The sequence below is a fragment of the Virgibacillus kimchii genome, assembly GCF_055379185.1.
The window spans coordinates 1,058,576-1,075,113 of record NZ_AP043951.1; the positions used below are offsets into that span (position 1 = coordinate 1,058,576).

General features: G+C 39.6%; 17 protein-coding genes and 6 tRNA genes. 4 read left to right on the top strand and 19 right to left on the bottom strand.

What is annotated here, in order from left to right; all coding sequences use genetic code 11:
• Window positions 1-50: 50 nt before the first annotated feature.
• The 3 genes from ACZ42C_RS05355 to rpmG all read right to left on the bottom strand — a co-directional run bounded on the left by ACZ42C_RS05355 (window position 51) and on the right by rpmG (window position 1,964).
• The gene (locus tag ACZ42C_RS05355) at window positions 51-1,064 is read right to left on the bottom strand and encodes a ThiF family adenylyltransferase (RefSeq protein ID WP_461181437.1); all 1,014 of its coding nucleotides are present in this window, start codon (window positions 1,062-1,064) and stop codon (window positions 51-53) included.
• Entirely contained in the window at window positions 1,057-1,635 is a 579-nt protein-coding gene (locus tag ACZ42C_RS05360; RefSeq protein ID WP_461181436.1) for a 5-formyltetrahydrofolate cyclo-ligase, read from the bottom strand. The genes ACZ42C_RS05355 and ACZ42C_RS05360 overlap by 8 nt, the downstream gene beginning before the upstream one ends.
• A gap of 179 nt (window positions 1,636-1,814) precedes the next feature.
• Window positions 1,815-1,964, bottom strand: a complete 150-nt coding sequence (gene rpmG, locus ACZ42C_RS05365) for a 50S ribosomal protein L33 (protein ID WP_017797039.1) — start codon at window positions 1,962-1,964, stop codon at window positions 1,815-1,817.
• 177 nt (window positions 1,965-2,141) lie between these two features.
• On the opposite strand from rpmG, the gene ACZ42C_RS05370 reads away from it, so the two are divergent.
• Window positions 2,142-2,366 (top strand): hypothetical protein, encoded by a 225-nt coding sequence (locus ACZ42C_RS05370; protein ID WP_461181435.1) that lies wholly within the window; start codon window positions 2,142-2,144, stop codon window positions 2,364-2,366.
• 30 nt (window positions 2,367-2,396) lie between these two features.
• Window positions 2,397-2,951, top strand: coding sequence for a hypothetical protein (locus ACZ42C_RS05375; protein WP_461181434.1), 555 nt, complete (start codon window positions 2,397-2,399; stop codon window positions 2,949-2,951).
• Window positions 2,952-3,029: 78 nt separating this feature from the next.
• Here the strand turns inward: ACZ42C_RS05375 and ACZ42C_RS05380 are convergent, their stop codons facing one another.
• The 11 genes from ACZ42C_RS05380 to ACZ42C_RS05430 form a co-directional block, all read right to left on the bottom strand.
• Window positions 3,030-5,132 (bottom strand): peptidoglycan D,D-transpeptidase FtsI family protein, encoded by a 2,103-nt coding sequence (locus tag ACZ42C_RS05380; protein ID WP_461181433.1) that lies wholly within the window; start codon window positions 5,130-5,132, stop codon window positions 3,030-3,032.
• Window positions 5,133-5,207: 75 nt separating this feature from the next.
• Entirely contained in the window at window positions 5,208-6,476 is a 1,269-nt protein-coding gene (locus tag ACZ42C_RS05385; protein WP_461181432.1) for an MFS transporter, read from the bottom strand.
• A gap of 198 nt (window positions 6,477-6,674) precedes the next feature.
• Window positions 6,675-7,286 carry a superoxide dismutase gene (locus ACZ42C_RS05390; RefSeq protein WP_461181431.1) on the bottom strand — a complete coding sequence of 204 codons (612 nt, stop codon included), beginning with the start codon at window positions 7,284-7,286 and terminating at the stop codon, window positions 6,675-6,677.
• Between the two features lie 224 nt (window positions 7,287-7,510).
• Window positions 7,511-7,583 (bottom strand) — tRNA-Phe (locus tag ACZ42C_RS05395).
• Window positions 7,584-7,861: 278 nt separating this feature from the next.
• Window positions 7,862-7,954: transfer RNA gene (locus ACZ42C_RS05400), tRNA-Ser, on the bottom strand.
• Window positions 7,955-7,963: 9 nt separating this feature from the next.
• Window positions 7,964-8,040 (bottom strand) — tRNA-Ile (locus tag ACZ42C_RS05405).
• 17 nt (window positions 8,041-8,057) lie between these two features.
• A tRNA-His gene (locus tag ACZ42C_RS05410) sits at window positions 8,058-8,133 on the bottom strand.
• Between the two features lie 16 nt (window positions 8,134-8,149).
• Window positions 8,150-8,226: transfer RNA gene (locus ACZ42C_RS05415), tRNA-Met, on the bottom strand.
• 3 nt (window positions 8,227-8,229) lie between these two features.
• Window positions 8,230-8,304: transfer RNA gene (locus tag ACZ42C_RS05420), tRNA-Asn, on the bottom strand.
• A 364-nt stretch (window positions 8,305-8,668) separates the two neighbouring features.
• Window positions 8,669-10,294 (bottom strand): Na/Pi cotransporter family protein, encoded by a 1,626-nt coding sequence (locus ACZ42C_RS05425; protein ID WP_461181430.1) that lies wholly within the window; start codon window positions 10,292-10,294, stop codon window positions 8,669-8,671.
• A 220-nt stretch (window positions 10,295-10,514) separates the two neighbouring features.
• On the bottom strand, window positions 10,515-11,147 hold the full coding sequence (locus tag ACZ42C_RS05430) for an NfeD family protein (protein ID WP_461181429.1): 633 nt from the start codon (window positions 11,145-11,147) through the stop codon (window positions 10,515-10,517).
• Between the two features lie 74 nt (window positions 11,148-11,221).
• Here ACZ42C_RS05430 and ACZ42C_RS05435 point away from each other — a divergent pair, with 74 nt between their 5' ends.
• Window positions 11,222-11,530, top strand: coding sequence for a hypothetical protein (locus tag ACZ42C_RS05435; RefSeq protein ID WP_461181428.1), 309 nt, complete (start codon window positions 11,222-11,224; stop codon window positions 11,528-11,530).
• Between the two features lie 69 nt (window positions 11,531-11,599).
• Here the strand turns inward: ACZ42C_RS05435 and ACZ42C_RS05440 are convergent, their stop codons facing one another.
• A complete protein-coding gene (locus ACZ42C_RS05440; RefSeq protein WP_461181427.1) occupies window positions 11,600-11,968 on the bottom strand; it encodes a hypothetical protein in 369 nt (122 codons plus the stop codon).
• 163 nt (window positions 11,969-12,131) lie between these two features.
• Between ACZ42C_RS05440 and ACZ42C_RS05445 the strand changes: the two genes are divergently transcribed.
• Window positions 12,132-12,416, top strand: coding sequence for a DUF2624 domain-containing protein (locus ACZ42C_RS05445; protein ID WP_461181426.1), 285 nt, complete (start codon window positions 12,132-12,134; stop codon window positions 12,414-12,416).
• 36 nt (window positions 12,417-12,452) lie between these two features.
• Here the strand turns inward: ACZ42C_RS05445 and ACZ42C_RS05450 are convergent, their stop codons facing one another.
• Genes ACZ42C_RS05450 through ACZ42C_RS05465 form a run of 4 tightly spaced genes read right to left on the bottom strand, consistent with a single transcriptional unit; the run spans window position 12,453 to window position 16,522 of the window.
• A complete protein-coding gene (locus ACZ42C_RS05450; protein WP_461181425.1) occupies window positions 12,453-13,346 on the bottom strand; it encodes a deoxyribonuclease IV in 894 nt (297 codons plus the stop codon).
• A gap of 25 nt (window positions 13,347-13,371) precedes the next feature.
• Window positions 13,372-14,685, bottom strand: a complete 1,314-nt coding sequence (locus ACZ42C_RS05455) for a DEAD/DEAH box helicase (RefSeq protein WP_461181424.1) — start codon at window positions 14,683-14,685, stop codon at window positions 13,372-13,374.
• Between the two features lie 39 nt (window positions 14,686-14,724).
• Window positions 14,725-15,828 (bottom strand): Nif3-like dinuclear metal center hexameric protein, encoded by a 1,104-nt coding sequence (locus ACZ42C_RS05460; protein WP_461181423.1) that lies wholly within the window; start codon window positions 15,826-15,828, stop codon window positions 14,725-14,727.
• A complete protein-coding gene (locus ACZ42C_RS05465; protein ID WP_461181422.1) occupies window positions 15,818-16,522 on the bottom strand; it encodes a tRNA (adenine(22)-N(1))-methyltransferase in 705 nt (234 codons plus the stop codon). Before ACZ42C_RS05465 ends, ACZ42C_RS05460 begins: the two co-directional genes overlap by 11 nt.
• Window positions 16,523-16,538: the final 16 nt, after the last annotated feature.

The window sequence follows — 16,538 nt, forward strand, 5'->3', positions numbered from 1 at the left end:
AAGTGTAGTGATGGTGTTATTATTATTCTTATTACGTTAAAAATTATACATTAGGAACCTATGTAACGGTCATACAAGGTTCTTGCGGAAATGATATCCTCCGTCCCCTGAACAAGCACCCGGCCATCCGGAAAAAGAACGAATGAGGTTTGATGATCAATTTCCGCCTTTAATAAAAAGGGGGTCCGTTTTGTGCTGGCAATACGTTTCAACCTGTCCTCCCAAACGGCAAGGTCCATTTCCTTTTTCTCGTGAATCTGCACTGTGTCCCTTCCGCATAAAACAGTTTCTCTTGTTTCCGCCTTCAGTTTCAGGGAAGGAAAATCCTGCTTTTGGCAGGTCGGGCAATCCGGATTATTATTGGCAAGTTTTATTTCATACTGGTAATTAAGCCAATGATCAAAGGTATACAATGTATTTCGCAGTCTGTCTTTATTCCCGGTTAAATATTTCAATGTTTCCGTTACCTGCAGAGAAGAAACCATATCGACAGCCGGGGAAATCACACCAACCGTATCACAAGTCTGGCCGGAATCGCCACCTTCCTTAATAACGCAGCGCATGCAAGGAGTTTCGTTTGGAATAAAAAAGGCTGTCATTCCCCTGGAGCTTACCACCCCTCCATATGAATAAGGAATATTTTTTTTATAGCAAATATCATTGAGCAGATATCTTGTCGCAAAGTTATCTGTACCATCCAAAACAACATCTACTCCCGCTGCCAATGCTGCAATATTCTCTGTGGATGCATTGCCGGTAATAGCTTCAATGATTACATTGCTGTTTATTTTTTGCAACTTCTCTTTTATTGCAACTGCTTTTGGTAAAGCCTTTTCCACATCCTCCTCCTCAAATAGCATTTGCCGCTGCAGATTGCTGATTTCCACATAGTCCCTGTCGATAATCCGGATCTTCCCTATTCCTGCGCGCACCAGGTGATTACATATTACCGTCCCCAATGCTCCTGCACCTACGACAAGTACCGTGCTGTTTTCCAGCTTTTTTTGTCCTGGTTCTCCGATAGACTGAAACAGAATTTGTCTTGTATACCTTTCCTTATTCATATCTGTCCTCCAACCAACCGTTTTCCGTCATTAAATATTGTACCGGAATATCAAACGATTCTTTCGGTATGCTATCCATCAGCTGACTTGAATGAAGCATGGATACAGTCTTATTTGGAAAGTCAATTAAAAAGCGATCGTAAAAACCCCCGCCAAACCCAACCCGATAGCCCTGTCTGTCGAATAATAAACCCGGAACGAATAGAACATCAATATCCTGTTTAGTAATTCTTACTGTTTCCTCAGGCTTTGGTTCCATTAAATTATAATAGACAACTTCCAATTGGCTGTAATCTTCCAATTGATAAAATGTCAGCTTTTTTCCTTTTGGCGAACATTTAGGCACTGCTACCGTTTTACGATCCTTCCAGCCGGCTTCAATCAACGGTTTGGTATCCCATTCAAATCCTTGGGCAATAGTAATGCCGATTGTTTTTGCCTCTTTCCATATGTTTGAATCTGTTAATCGCTTTAAAAATGCTTCCTCCACTTGTTTTTTTTCCTTCTCGGGAAAACTTTTTAGTTTTTGTACGGTATCTGCTCTTAATGCATTTTTATTTATGGAAAACACACTCCTTTTTTACTAATTTAATCTGTTTCCCAATTCGGTTTATTTATTTTAAAATGCCTTGACCATCAAATTGTATGCCAAAATATTATGTTAATTTTATTATAACGGAAATAAGCGGGAAGAAAAAATAAAACCTCTATCGTTCTTCATAAACGATAAAGGCTTCTGCAGTTACATATTTATTTTGTTTCACGATGCAAAGTGTGTTTTTTCAGTCTTGGACTATATTTCATGAGCTCGATACGTTCAGGATTTGTACGTTTATTTTTTGTTGATATATAATTACGATCTCCTGTTTCTGTACAAGCCAAAGTAATGTTTACGCGCATAATTTTCCCTCCAAACTATAAGAAAATTGCTTTTTAGGCAGCGAATATTCTTCTTCGACTTATTTATAATAGCAGATGTTCTTCCAATAGGCAAGAATTGAATGGAAAAAAATTAAGGTTTTCTCTCTATGCAATCTATGTTATAACTATATGTAGAAAAGAAACGGAGGAATAAACATGTTATACGGAATCATTGCCCTTATTGCTGTTGGGGCCGTATTATTTATTCTATCATTTTTTATGAACGATAGAATAGAAGATCTGGAAAGCCAGCTCGAACAGTTCTCCATCACGACCATGCAGGATACATATCAGATGAAAAAGAAAATCAAGATTCTTGAAGAAGAATTGCTGACCGAGGAACTTCCAGAAGAAATCCTTGAAAAAAGAAACCATTCTTAACTTAAAAGAATATTAAAGAGGGAGAAAATCATGAAACAGACCGTACGATCATTTTCCATCGGGTTACTTACAGCAGGTATTGTTATGCTGGTCGGTTTTTACTTTTTTGACAGTGGAACCGGACAAACAAAAGAATTAACAGTGGAGGAAATGGTGCCGCTTGTAGAAGAGGAAGGATACAGGATTATTTCAGAGCAGGATTATATTTCTTTGTCCGTAGGCAATAACGAGCCGGCTGAAGAAGAAGGAGAAGAAGCAAACGAAGAAAGCAATGATGAAGCTGAAGAAGCCGACGAGAGTGCTGAAGAAGAGGAAAACACAGAAGATAATAATTCGAACGGGGATTCCGGCGAAGAAGAGAATGAAGAGGAAGAAGAGATTACTACATACACATTAAATATTGAATCAGGTATGACGACTTCGGAGTTCAGTTCCCTTCTCGAAGAAAATGATATTATTGAAGATGCCGGAGAATTTAATCAGTATATTGAAGACGAGGATTACAGTTTAAGGGTGCAGATTGGTGAGTTCGAACTCACGAGTGACATGAGCATGTATGAAATAGCCGAAGAAATAACGAGATAAAAAAACTTGCAGTAAATATTACTGCAAGTTTTTTTATGCTGATAGGCGTTTAGTTAGTCAGAATCAACCTCAATTTTATTATTCTCCCTCATTCTCTTCCTTTATTTCCTCATCTCTTTCTTCTTTCAGATCAAAATACGTATCCATAATCCTGGTACCAATCATATGAGTAATTTGATGCTGTTCACTTACTCTTCCTGTATACGGAGCAATGATGGCAAATGCCACCTCCGGATCCTCAAACGGTGCATAACCGACCAATGAGAGGTTGTTCGTATCAGCCAGTTTTCTTCCATCAAGATAGTACTCAGTCTCTGCAGTTCCGGTCTTTCCGGCAGGGTTATAATCTTTGTTCTGCCAATGTTCGTACCCTGTGCCTTCAGAAAATTGAAATGCCCGGCGAAAACCTTCCTGCACACGTTCAATTTCTGATTGATCCATCTGAATACGGTTCATTACCTCTGTATTTGTACTGCGATAAACAGGTCCCAATTCATCATCAGAGGAAACCGGGTTGCGGGCTTCCTTGAGAAAATGCGGACGAACACGGTAGCCGTCATTGGCAATAGTTGCAATATATTGAGCCAATTGCATGGCGGTATAAGTGTCATACTGTCCTATTGCGGTGTCCATTAAAAGTCCCGGATCATTTCTTACCGGTCCTTCGTAACCAGTACTTTCAAATGGAAAATCAATCCCTGTCCTGGCGCCAAGGCCAAACTGACGGAAATAGTTGCGCATTTCCTGAAAAGCACTTGTATTAAAACTGGCCGTACTGTTTTCCGGAAAAGGATAACGATGTTCCCCGCCCATTTTCAAAGCAATATAAAACATATAAACGTTGGATGATCTGCTTAATGCAGAATAATCATTTACCGGACCTAGTGTACTGTAAGATCCTTTGCTTGGTGTGCCGGCAATATTGATCGGGCTGTCATAAAATGTTTGGCCCGGTGAAATAACTCCTGACTCATAGCCCGCAAGTACAGTTGCACCTTTGACAGTAGACCCAGGAGCATGCGCATCATATAAAATCTTTTGTTCAGCATTACTGACTTCCCTTTCATCATGATCATACGTTTGACCGCTCACTGCAAGAAGCTCACCGGTTTTTGGATTAATTACAACGGCAAGTGCATCCTGCAAATATTGATTTTGATATGGATGCTTATTAATGGCTGCTTCCAGTTCCTCCTGGACAATATTGTCCACTTCCTCCTGGAATTCCATATCAATGGTCAATACGAGATCCTTTCCTCTTTCCCCTTCCACTACAGTTTCTGTTTCAATCACTCTGCCGTCACTTGTTGTTGTATATTGAATTTGTTCTTTCCTTCCACGGAGCAAATCCTCATAATATGTTTCCAGACCGCTTCGGCCCACACGATCATTCCGAGAGTAACCTCTCGTTAAATATTGGTCTTCTTCCTCCCGTGGGATCCCCTGCTCCTGGGTTGTAATCGATCCGAGTATGTTCCTTAATGTATTTCCATACGGATAATCGCGATCCCAGTCTGTTGTTGCATTAACTCCCGGGAGCCTGTCCAGATTCTCGGCAACCCGGGCATATTCTTCCGGTGTTACATCTTCATTTTTAATGATTTGCGGTGTTAATGAATAAGCTTTATCAAGTTCCTTTTTTATGGCAATAATTTCAAGATCCTTCTCAGTAACATCTTCATATTCCTCTTCCGTAATTAACTCCAGTGTTTCGTTGTATACCTCTGCATTGCTCAAATCGGATGTGTCAATATCGGACTCTCTAAGCCTTTCTTCAGCATCATCCTGGTTGTTTAAATACCAATATTCCTGCTTATCCCTTTCGGTAATCCCTTTCAGGTCATCTTCACTGTCCATCGATATAAGCTCTGCCAGCTCCACAGCAATTTCAAGCCGGTCATCAGCCTGTGTTCCTTTTGCCGGCGTATAAGTAATGGAATATAACGGCTTGTTGTCCACAATGACATTATGATTGCTGTCATAAATTTTCCCCCGGGGGACAGGAATCTTGGTTGTATCCTGAATCGTACGTTCAATTTCATCCTGAAAATCCTGTCCCTGTAATATTTGAACAACCCCAAGCTGCATAATCAGCACGGAGAATAATAAAAATACGATAAAAAATAGTATGTTTATACGAAAGGGAAGTTGTGCCTTTTTCTTCTTTTTTCTTTTAACCATTCTTTTCTTCTCCCCCAAATGCTTCAAGTATCATAAATATAATTATAGCACGTAATTTCCCAAATTCTAACCTGTTTATCTATTTTTTTCGTCGGTAATCTGTTCTTTAATTAATACCTCTTTCTTTTGCTTGCTGCCTAAATGAATATTTTTGGAAAATAAATAAATGAATATCGGCCCCAAGCCAAAAACAGCCAGTAAATATGGGATAACCGTCTCCGCATCGAACAAAGAAACAGCAAGAAGAAATACAGAAATGGAAGTTACTCTGCCGATATTAATGAACAATTCCCGTACAACAATATATTCCACCCTGAAATCCTTTGCTTTCCAGGCCTTACCTATAACATCATAGGTTAATGATATATAAGGCACATTAATAATCGGATAGGCAACTCCGATTAAAATAGCATATATAATCAGCCGAAAATAATTGATATCAAATAAAATGATAAAAATGGAAAAATAAAGGATGAGTGATCCGGTCAGAATTGCTTTTTTCCTTAAAGCAGGCTTAATAAATTTAGTTGCAGCAAAATAAAATAAAAGGGATAAACCGGATAAGACTAAATTGAAAGTCCCCAGAGCAAATTCACTCTGCGTGATAAGGAAGACCCATATGGCAATGATAAAAGCGAATATTCCTTCTCTCAAACCTTGAAAGGTGTTTGCATACAAAATTCTTTTCCAGTTATTATTATTATGCCTTTCCTGCAAAATCCTTCTAAAATGAAAACTTCCTTCAGCTTGCCTTCTGTTCAAAAAGAAGCTGCCGGCAACTGCACAAATGAATAATATGAAGGAAATTGTAAATATGACTGTATAACCTATCGTATCCTCCATTTTTGCAATAATGGTCCCCGCCAATATCGGACCGATCATACCACCGAAAGACTGGAGTACACCTAAGAACCCATTAAAAAAATCCCGCGTTTCCGGTTCTGTAATCTCAAAAGTAAGCACATTAAAGGCCAGCCAGTAAAACCCGTAACCAATCCCAAGGATACTCCCCAACATAAAGTTATATTTGGTTGCCTGGTCTCCTATCAGTAGAACAGCCAGAAAAAAAAGAGAAAGGAAAATAACACCCAATCGCAGTACAATAACCCTGTCAATCTTTTTGGCAATCTTCCCTGCCAAAATAAATGTAATTGGCTGGAATATAAATATAGCCAAATTATACATAGCTATCGTAATATAATCTCCCGACTGTCTCCATAAATAAATATTGACAAATGTATTGGACAGAAAAATTCCCAATGAATAAAGGCCGCCAATAACCAACAGCAAGATCAGATCTTTATTTATATCTATATCATCCATAAATGAAAGACTTTTTCGCATATCCATACTCCTTTTTGTTCTCTTCTTTTAGTTTGAACAATAAAGAGTGAGATATGCAGCAGGCGGATCGAATAAGATGCATGGGTACTTGTAATGTGAAATCGGCTAATGATACACCAGCATACAGCTTTCTATACACGCAAAAAGGAGTACGTGAATAAAAAATCCACATACTCCCTTTATTAATTAACCATATTATTATTTTGCTTCATTATAGTTTTTTTCTACTTCGTCCCAGTTCACGACATTCCAAAATGCTTTTGCATATTCAGGACGTTTGTTTTGGTATTTCAGATAATAGGCATGCTCCCAGACATCAAGGCCCAATAATGGTGTTTTACCTTCCATTACAGGTGTATCCTGGTTAGGTGTGCTTGTAATAGCCACTTCTCCGTTGTCAAGGACCAACCATGCCCAGCCGGATCCAAAACGACCTGCAGCAGCAGCTTCAAACTCTTCCTTAAACTTCTCAAAGCTGCCAAATTTACTGTTGATTTTATCTGCCAGCTCTCCAGATGGTTCGCCGCCACCGTTAGGAGACATAATTTTCCAGAATAATGTATGGTTTGCATGTCCTCCACCATTATTTCTAACAGCTGTGCGGGCACTTTCAGGTACTGCATCAAGATTGGATAAAAGCTCCTCCAGGGATTTGTCCTGAAGATCCGCATGCCCTTCCAAAGCAGCGTTTAGCTTTGTAACATAAGTGTTGTGATGCTTTGTGTGGTGAATGTTCATCGTTTCTTTATCGATTGTAGGTTCTAAAGCATCGTATGCGTATGGTAATTCCGGTAATTCAAATTTTGCCATGATTTACTTCCTCCTCTAATAAATGATTTTATTAAAAGGAATGAAAATTCACCCTTTAATCCAAGATTATCAAAGCATATCACTTCTTGCAAATTATATGCATAAGATTAACACCTGGTTATCATAGCTATACCTTTTTATTTCATGAATGAAACTGTATTCCAATATGTCATCCACTTTTATGGCGGAAACAAAAAAACAAGCAAGTTGCTTGTTTTGCAAGATGGCTCGGGACGGAATCGAACCGCCGACACAGGGATTTTCAGTCCCTTGCTCTACCGACTGAGCTACCGAGCCAATTTTAAAGTAGTATTTACTATGGAGCATAGCAGTCACGAAAGGTTGCCCGTCGTTTTGCATGCGTTTTCGGTGATGCGGCAGTCCTCGCAGGCCTGCACATGGTAGTTGATCGATGAAGCAGGCGGCCTGTTACTCCTGCATCTTCCAGTTTATTCATGGATGTTATGTGCTTCGGAGTTACTCGAAGCTTAATCGGAAGAAGCTTTGCTCGTTGCTCTACCGACTGAGCTACCGAGCCTTACTCGATCTGAATTTTCATCTGAAATTGTTATGTATGGAGGAGGTAGAGGGATTCGAACCCCCGCGCGGTTTGACCCGCCTGTCGGTTTTCAAGACCGATCCCTTCAGCCAGACTTGGGTATACCTCCAAGGAATTATGGTGGACCCTGCAGGACTCGAACCTGCGACCGATCGGTTATGAGCCGATAGCTCTAACCAGCTGAGCTAAGGGTCCTTATTTTTTTAATTAAATGGGGCGACCGGTGGGGATCGAACCCACGTATGCCGGAGCCACAATCCGGTGCGTTAACCACTTCGCCACGACCGCCGTATGTTTTTATAAATGGTAGCGGCGGAGGGGATCGAACCCCCGACCTCACGGGTATGAACCGTACGCTCTCGCCAGCTGAGCTACACCGCCACATGGCTCCACAGGTAGGATTCGAACCTACGACCGATCGGTTAACAGCCGATTGCTCTACCACTGAGCTACTGTGGAATATATACATGCATTTCTGCCAGTTAATTCGGCAAAGTTGTTCAATAAATTGCTCGTCGTGTTGCAAGATGATTCTTGAAGCTGCACTCCTCGCAGACCTGCACATAGAAGTTAATTCGATGATGTTAGCGGTCTGCTCTACCACTGAGCTACTGTGGATTGAATTGGGAAAAAATAAGTAATTATTACTTTTTCAATATCGTTCACTATGACAGCGACAAGATATAATTTATCATGTTCGACAGGTTCTGTCAACACTTTTTATACAGATTTCTGTTTACCTTTGAAATATATGTAATTAGAAGAAAAGCAGACAAACGAAGTATTCATTCGACTGCTTTTCTTCTTTTTCAATACATCAGGATTAATCACCCAATACCTCTTCAGCAATGTTTACCGCGTGATCACCGATTCTTTCCAGGTTGCTGATAATGTCGACAAATACGATTCCTGCCGACCCCGTGCATAATCCCTCATTCATACGAATGATATGTTTTTTCCGGAAATTTCTTTCCATCTTGTCTATTTGGTCTTCTTTTTGCACGACTGCCAAAGCTTTTTCCCTATCCGTTCCCTGCAGTGCTTCGACTGCCTGTTTAACGGTAAGAATGGTCAAATCGAACATTTCATTCAAATCTTCATTCGCTTGGTTTGTCATTTGAACTTTATTGGATATTTTATAATCGATTAATTCAATGATGTTTTCAAAATGATCGCCAATTCTTTCTATATCCCGTACAGTGTCCATTAAAGCAGTATGTTTGGCACTCTCCAGTTCTGACAATGAACCTGAGGAAATATCAATCAGATAATCAGTAATTTTACGATCCAGATTATTTAGAGCACCCTCAATTTGCATCGCCATTTCTGCGTGCTTCTGCTGGTTTGTATTTAAATATTTCGCAGTTTCTTCCAATCCCTGTGAAGCATATTCTCCCATGCGAATAATCTCGGCCTTTGATTGATCCAATGCAAGGGTTGATGATTGCTGTATAAAAATGGGATCAAGATGTACCGGTTTATATTGAACAATTACATCTTTACCTGGTACAAGCTTAGTAATAAACCAGGCTAATGCTCCGATAAATGGAAACTGAATAATAGTGTTAACAATATTAAAGCTTCCATGCGCGAAAGCAATGGTCATTTCCGGATTTAAGCTAAATTGGGCCTGGAGAAATGATACATACTGTGTGAACAATCCAAGTAATAAAACACCTATGGTTGCCCCGATTAAATTAAAGGTTACATGGGTAAATGCAGCTCTTCTGGCAGCTACAGAAGCACCGATCGAAGCTAAAATCGCCGTGATGGTCGTTCCCAGGTTATCACCAAACAACACTGGAAGTGCCGCACTTAAACTTATGGCATCCTGCCCATATAATCCCTGCAGCACACCTATGGTCGCGGTGGAACTTTGCACAATTAAAGTGAATACAGTACCAATCACTACTCCCAAAATAGGTGTATCACTCATGCTTACGGTTAATTCCCTAAAAACATCCAAGTGACGCAAAGGAGACATTCCACTGCTCATTAATTCCAGACCTAAAAAAAGAGCACCGAAACCGAACACGGCCTGTCCAACAGCAGTTACTTTCTGATGCTTAAAAAAGAATATCAGGAAAGCCCCTGCAGCAACAATTGGCAATGCGTATGCACCAAGATCAAAACCAATAATAAATGCAGTTACTGTCGTTCCGATATTCGCACCCATAATAACCCCGATTGCTTGTCTGAAACTCATAAATCCGGCGTTCACCAGGCCAATGGTTAATACCGTGGTGCCGGTACTGCTTTGGATCAGAATAGTGACTATAATACCTGCTAATACACCCATAAATGGATTGCTGGTAAATCGGTCAAGGATATCCCTTAAACGGTCTCCGGCTGACTTTTGCAGTCCATCTCCCATATATTTAATACCCAAGAGAAATATACCCAGGCCGCCAATAAATTCAAATATTAATGTTTGAATATCGATTTCCAAAATCGAGCCCTACCCTTCGTCACGCTGTAGAAATTTTGTCGCATACCATCTAATTATTAAATGAAAATAAACCATTTGTAAAGCTTTTATGCAAAAATTTACGTAGAATTTACAATGGCTCATATGTTTATGATGTACCACCATTCCTTTCTCATCCATGTAGGGTGGGATCATACAAAAAAAGATAATATTCCTATCCGGAAAATTATCTTCTTTTTTGTTACTTCTTTACTTTTTCTACAAGTATCTTTGTGCCATCCACCTGTACGACTTTTATTTCGGAACCCTTTTCAATCCATTGCCCATTGGAAACGGCACTATAGTCTTTATTATTAATCCTGATTGTACCGACGGGGCGAAGGTCGTTCAGAGTAATACCTTCCTGGCTGACCAATTGTTCGTAGGATTCATTGATCGAGTTATAGCCAGCTTCCTTTGTCAGCTGATCTCTCAGCGTGATTTTATCCCACATCTGACGGCGTTTGAATACTTTTAAAAACAGAAAGGAAGCGCCACCACCAAGCAGAACACCCAGTACTGCATATAAACCACTTGTCAAATCGGGTGCTGCAAGAGCAACTGATATAAGCATGCTGGCCAGCCCCAATGTAGCCAGTGTACCGTCATTTAATAATTTTCCATCGATTACAATGAGTAATAATCCGGTAAAGTAAATAATAAGCATGAGAATAAAAGAGCTCGTTTCAACATAGGCGGTAAAATATACTGTAATAAAACCGATACCCATTAACGCAAAGAAACCGCGCATATTTACAAGCACTTCCCCCAACAAAAACAGCGTACCCAAACCGGTGATAACAAGAGCTATCCACTGCAAGTCAAAGATGTCCATATAAATTCCCCCTTTTCCCTCTACCTGTAAATACGAAATACTTTTATATTTAGTTTCATCAAAGGAGTGTCAGCATGAAAAAAATATTGATTTATTCCATCGTTTTCTTATTTTTATTTAGTGTTTATAAAGATCTTCATGTCGGTTCATTAGAAAATAATACCCACCCTGGAAAAGAAGATGACACTATAACAAATTATAATGCTGTTTATATAAAAGTACAACATGGAGACACTATTTTATCCATCATGGAAAACATCAATGAAACAGAAATGACTGTATTGGATATGGACCGGATTATAGAGGATTTTAAGTTAATGAATCCGAATGCTGACCCCTATCAATTGAAAACAGGACATTTTTATTACTTTCCATTATATTAAATTTTGTTTCGAACTCCTTTTTACATAAATATAAAAGGACTGTCCCCATCCTGGAAACAGTCCTTTTATTTATACGAAAGGCAGGATAAATAGGGTAATAACGATAGCGATCGCCCCTGCAGCAATGGCAATGTTCCCTAACGTATCTGCACCACGGCTTCTGGAAACAAAACCGAGAATAATTCCTGCTCCACCCATAATTATTGGCCACATGAAGAATGCAATTATGGATAAAGCAATTCCAATCCAGCCATACGTTGTATTTATTTCTTCGTCGTGTCTTATATTATCTTTATCCAACGCACGATCGTGACCATCAGCAGTGATTTCCGCAGCGTATTCTTCGTTTCTGGCGCTTTCTATATCTCGATCAGCGTTTTGTCCATGTCTTGGTGCCTGTTGCACGTTCCTACCATTGTTATCGTTAAACTCAGGCATAGCAAAGACCTCCTTTTCTTCAGGTTGAGGTGCATTTATAGTTTATGGATAAGCTGTATTTATATTATGTTATTTTTTGCCACCTCGTTCTGGCCAAGTTTATTTTTTCGCTTTGATTGCATATAGTATAGCAGCAATATGTCAATCGAAAAGGAGTAGTTTAATGTCCATTTTTATAAAGGAATTTGTTTCCAGAAAATTAAAGCAGGTAAGTGTCGAGGAGCTTCTTTATTATGGAAAGGAATACGGTTTTGCCTTAAACAGACAGGAAGCGGAAGAAATTACAGCATTCCTCAGAACTAATTCTGTTGACCCTTTTCATTTGGAAGGAAGACGACAAATGCTTCAAGAGCTTGCTCGTATTACGGATAAAAAGACTGCAAAGAAAGCACAAGAATTATTTCACGAGCTGATCAAATCGTATGGCCTGGAACATTTGCTTGAATGAAGAAAGCTGCCCGTTCTTATGGGCAGCTTTCCAAATTTAGGAATTCATAATTTTTTCTTTTAGCTCTGCATCAAATTCTCCTGCTTTAATCATTTCTATCTCGTATTTGTACGGTGGTTTCTTATTCTTTTTGTCTTCTCCGACATAAGGTGTTTCCAGGATCTTTGGCAGTTTTTCCAGTTGTGGATGAAAAATGACATGATGCAGTGCTTTAAACCCAATATGGCCGAATCCAATATTTTCGTGGCGGTCTTTATGGGCTCCTCTTTCATTTTTGCTGTCATTGACATGAACCACTTTAATCCGATCAATTCCAATGATCTTATCAAATTCATTTAAAACCCCGTCAAAATCATTTACGACATCGTACCCGGCATCGTGAATATGGCATGTATCCAAGCATACGGACAAGTTTTCATTGTGGGTCACCCCATCGATAATTGCAGCCAGTTCATCAAATGTCCTGCCAATTTCGGATCCCTTTCCTGCCATTGTTTCAAGTGCAATTTGCACATTCTTATCTTTTTCAAGCACTTCATTCAGGCCTTCGATAATTTTCCGAATGCCGGTTTCTGCACCTTCTCCAACATGGGAACCCGGATGGAGGACAATTTGTCCTGAACCAATTGCTGCTGTCCGATCCATTTCATTACGGAGGAAATTGACTCCCAACTCAAACGTTTCCGGTTTTTTGGCATTGCCAATATTAATAATATATGGGGCATGGACAACAATATCTTCTATGCCATTTCGCTCCATATGTTCTTTGCCGGCTTCAATGTTCAGCTCTTCTATTGGTTTTCTTCTTGTGTTCTGGGGTGCTCCTGTATATATCATTAATGTGTTGGCACCGTAAGAAACAGCCTCCTCACTGGATGCCAAAAGCATTTTTTTTCCGCTCATTGAAACATGTGATCCAAGTTTAAGCAATTCCTGCACCTCTCCCTATTATTATCTATTTTCTGTGTGTTCTTTTCTTCGTTAATTTTTTTTTCATATTCAATTGTTGCTGTTTCATTTTCTTTTTATATCCCGGTTTTACTTTTTTTTGCTTTCTGACACGCTTCCATGCTTCTCTATCCAGGTCTGTTGTTACATTTGTTCTTTGGGCCCGCTTATTCCATGATTTTGTTTGCCGCCATTCCCCATTGCTTACGTTCACATACGTAAAAGTCAGCCCTTTTAACTCCAATTTTTCGATCAATTTAAGGTCTTCATCATGATAAAGGCTTATCGCAGTTCCTTCATGACCAGCACGCGCAGTTCTTCCTACCCGATGAATATAAAAATGTTCTTCTTTGGGAAGCTGGGCATTGATCACATGGCTAACTCCTTTTATATCAATACCTCTTGATGCTAAATCTGTAGCAACAATATACTGGTACCGCAAATTCTGAATCTCTTTTAAAACCCGCTTCCGTTCTCTGGGAGCAAGTCCGCCATGTATGAGACCAGCATTCAGACCCTTTTCCTGCAAAGCAGCCGCAAGCTCATTTGCCTGGTTTTTGCCATTGGTGAAAATGATGGCCAAATAAGGCTGGATGGCTTTCGAGATTTCCATAATAACTTCCGCCTCATCCCGATGCTTTAGGGGTATTAATCGATGCTCCATTTTTTCCGGTGAAAAATGCTCATCCATTTTAACATAAGTCGGATTTTGAAGGTACTTTTTCAAAAAATGTTCCAGCTTTTCAGGTATTGTAGCCGAAAAAACGAGTAACTGAATATCCTGATTGGCTCGTACCAGCAGCTGGTCTACGTCTTGAATAAACCCCAGGTCCAGCATTAAGTCTGCTTCATCTATGACAAAGGACGAAGCTTTAAAAATGGATAATGCTTCTTCCTTTACCAGGTCAAGAATTCTTCCCGGTGTACCCACGACAATATGTGGTGGCTCTTTTAGTTTTTCCATCATTCTCTGTTTATCGGTCCCGCCTGTTAATAGCTTCATTTTCCATTGATGTTCCATGTCAGCATATTGGATGACTTTTTTTAGCTCGTCATAAAGCTGCATAGCCAGCTCTCTAGTTGGGGCTGTTATTACAAATTGAACATGATTCTTTTCCGGGTCAAGCTGATTTACCAATGGCAGAAGAAATGCATGGGTTTTTCCGGAACCTGTCCTTGACTTTCCAATGACACTTTCACCGTTCAACACTGCTGGAATGACCTTTGATTGTATTTCAGTCGGTTTTTGAAATTTTAATTTCCTGATTGCTTCATATAAGGAAGGGTTGAAAGAGAAATTCTCAAATGTCTTCTTTGTCATTATGGTAAACTCCTTTTCATTATGGAGTGAAATAGCTGATTAAAACGTTTGAAAAGGATCCGTACTTAATACGGATTCAATCACTTCGACGTCAGCATTTTCCAATTCCTGGTCCAAATATCTTTTTACAGCAGATTTCATCACATGCTCTGAATAATGACCAACGTCTATAATTACCAGCCCATACTGCCATGCTTCCTGTGCTGCATGAAAAGTCATATCGCCGGTTATATAAACATCGGCTCCTTTCCGCAATGCATGAGACCAATATTTTTCACCACTCCCTCCCAACACTGCAACCTTTTTCACTTCTTTATCAAGGTCTCCGGTCACCCGTAACGCCTTAAGATCAAGCACATTTTTAATATGATTGCAAACATCTTCTACATGCTTCGGTTGTTGAAGTTCGCCAATCCTCCCAAGGCCATGTGTCATACCTTCATTTGCCAAAGGATAAATATCGTAGGCAGCTTCTTCGTATGGATGGGCATGAACCATGCTGGAAATAACTTTATTTAATTTATCTTCTTCTATAATAGATTCAATTTTTACTTCATCGACAAATTCCAATTCGTTCTGATTTCCGATATATGGATTAGTGCCTTCCAATGGTTTAAACGTTCCCTGGCCCTTCGTCTGAAAGGTACAATGGCTGTAATTGCCTATGTGTCCTGCACCGGCCGCACTCATCGCATCCATAACCTTTGTTTTATGGGATTCGGGAACAAAAATAACGACTTTAAAAAGTTGTTGTTTTTCAGTTTGTATTAAATTTACTGTGTTTTTAATGCCTATTACATCACACAATATATCATTTACACCGCCAGACGCGATATCCAGATTAGTATGTGAGGAGTAAACAGAAATATTATGCTGAATTAATTTTTGCACTATGCGGCCTTTCGGTGTATTCGTATCTATTTGTTTCATGGGCTGAAAAAGAAGGGGGTGATGGGAAATAATTAAATCAACGTCCTGATCAATCGCTTCATCCACGACATTTTCCATAACATCCAGTGTTACCATTACACGCTTCACTTCATTATGGGAAGAGCCGATCTGCAAACCAACGTTATCCCATTCATACGCAAAGTTGCGAGGCGCCCATTTCTCCATTACGTTAAAAATATCCTTATTCCTCAAATCGGATGACCTCCTTTATTAAATTCATTTTTTCATTAAAATGCTGTATTTTTTCTTCATTTGGTACTTGTGCCATTTTCATATTTTCTATTACTCGCTTGTACTTTTGAAATTCCTGTTCCCACTTTCTGATAAATACAGCTGATTGCCTTCTCATTAAAACCGGCCCGAACAATATTTCTTTTTCCGTTAATGGATAATGTTTTTTCTGGTGTTCTGCCATAAGTATTTCGTAAGTATGACCATTTTCTTCCAAAATATCCTCATCCATAATCGTATAACTGTGCAAGTCAAGCCACTTTCTTAATGTGGCGGCTTCATTGTTCGGTTGTGCAATAATTCGGTTAACTCCAACAAGTTTATTCTTCCCTGACTCCAGAATGGAACGAATTAATGTGCCGCCCATTCCTGTAATGACAAGTTCGTTTATTTCCCCCTGCTGAATAACTTCCAGTCCATTTCCCAGTCGGACAGCAATTCTGTCTTCCAAATTATAATTTTTCACCGTCTTAGCTGCATTGCTGTATGGTCCTTCATTAACTTCTCCGGCAATTGCTCTGGCAGTCGGATCCGCCAAACATATATAGCAGGGCAAATGAGCGTGGTCAGAGCCTATGTCAGCAAATAAGCTTCCTTCAGGTAAATAGGACGCTGCCTTTTCCAGCCGTTTTGACAAATTTATCATCTTTTTCATACCATCTCTACTTTCT

Bases quoted from the DNA above. Each gene is read 5' to 3' on its own strand.
- ACZ42C_RS05445 (WP_461181426.1), top strand. From the start codon at position 12,132: ATGTCCATTTTTATAAAGGAATTTGTTTCCAGAAAATTAAAGCAGGTA.
- ACZ42C_RS05380 (WP_461181433.1), bottom strand. From the start codon at position 5,132: ATGGTTAAAAGAAAAAAGAAGAAAAAGGCACAACTTCCCTTTCGTATA.
- rpmG (WP_017797039.1), bottom strand. From the start codon at position 1,964: ATGCGCGTAAACATTACTTTGGCTTGTACAGAAACAGGAGATCGTAAT.
- ACZ42C_RS05355 (WP_461181437.1), bottom strand. From the start codon at position 1,064: ATGAATAAGGAAAGGTATACAAGACAAATTCTGTTTCAGTCTATCGGA.
- ACZ42C_RS05390 (WP_461181431.1), bottom strand. From the start codon at position 7,286: ATGGCAAAATTTGAATTACCGGAATTACCATACGCATACGATGCTTTA.
- ACZ42C_RS05440 (WP_461181427.1), bottom strand. From the start codon at position 11,968: ATGCCTGAGTTTAACGATAACAATGGTAGGAACGTGCAACAGGCACCA.
- ACZ42C_RS05370 (WP_461181435.1), top strand. From the start codon at position 2,142: ATGTTATACGGAATCATTGCCCTTATTGCTGTTGGGGCCGTATTATTT.
- ACZ42C_RS05455 (WP_461181424.1), bottom strand. From the start codon at position 14,685: ATGACAAAGAAGACATTTGAGAATTTCTCTTTCAACCCTTCCTTATAT.
- ACZ42C_RS05435 (WP_461181428.1), top strand. From the start codon at position 11,222: ATGAAAAAAATATTGATTTATTCCATCGTTTTCTTATTTTTATTTAGT.
- ACZ42C_RS05465 (WP_461181422.1), bottom strand. From the start codon at position 16,522: ATGAAAAAGATGATAAATTTGTCAAAACGGCTGGAAAAGGCAGCGTCC.
- ACZ42C_RS05385 (WP_461181432.1), bottom strand. From the start codon at position 6,476: ATGCGAAAAAGTCTTTCATTTATGGATGATATAGATATAAATAAAGAT.
- ACZ42C_RS05430 (WP_461181429.1), bottom strand. From the start codon at position 11,147: ATGGACATCTTTGACTTGCAGTGGATAGCTCTTGTTATCACCGGTTTG.
- ACZ42C_RS05375 (WP_461181434.1), top strand. From the start codon at position 2,397: ATGAAACAGACCGTACGATCATTTTCCATCGGGTTACTTACAGCAGGT.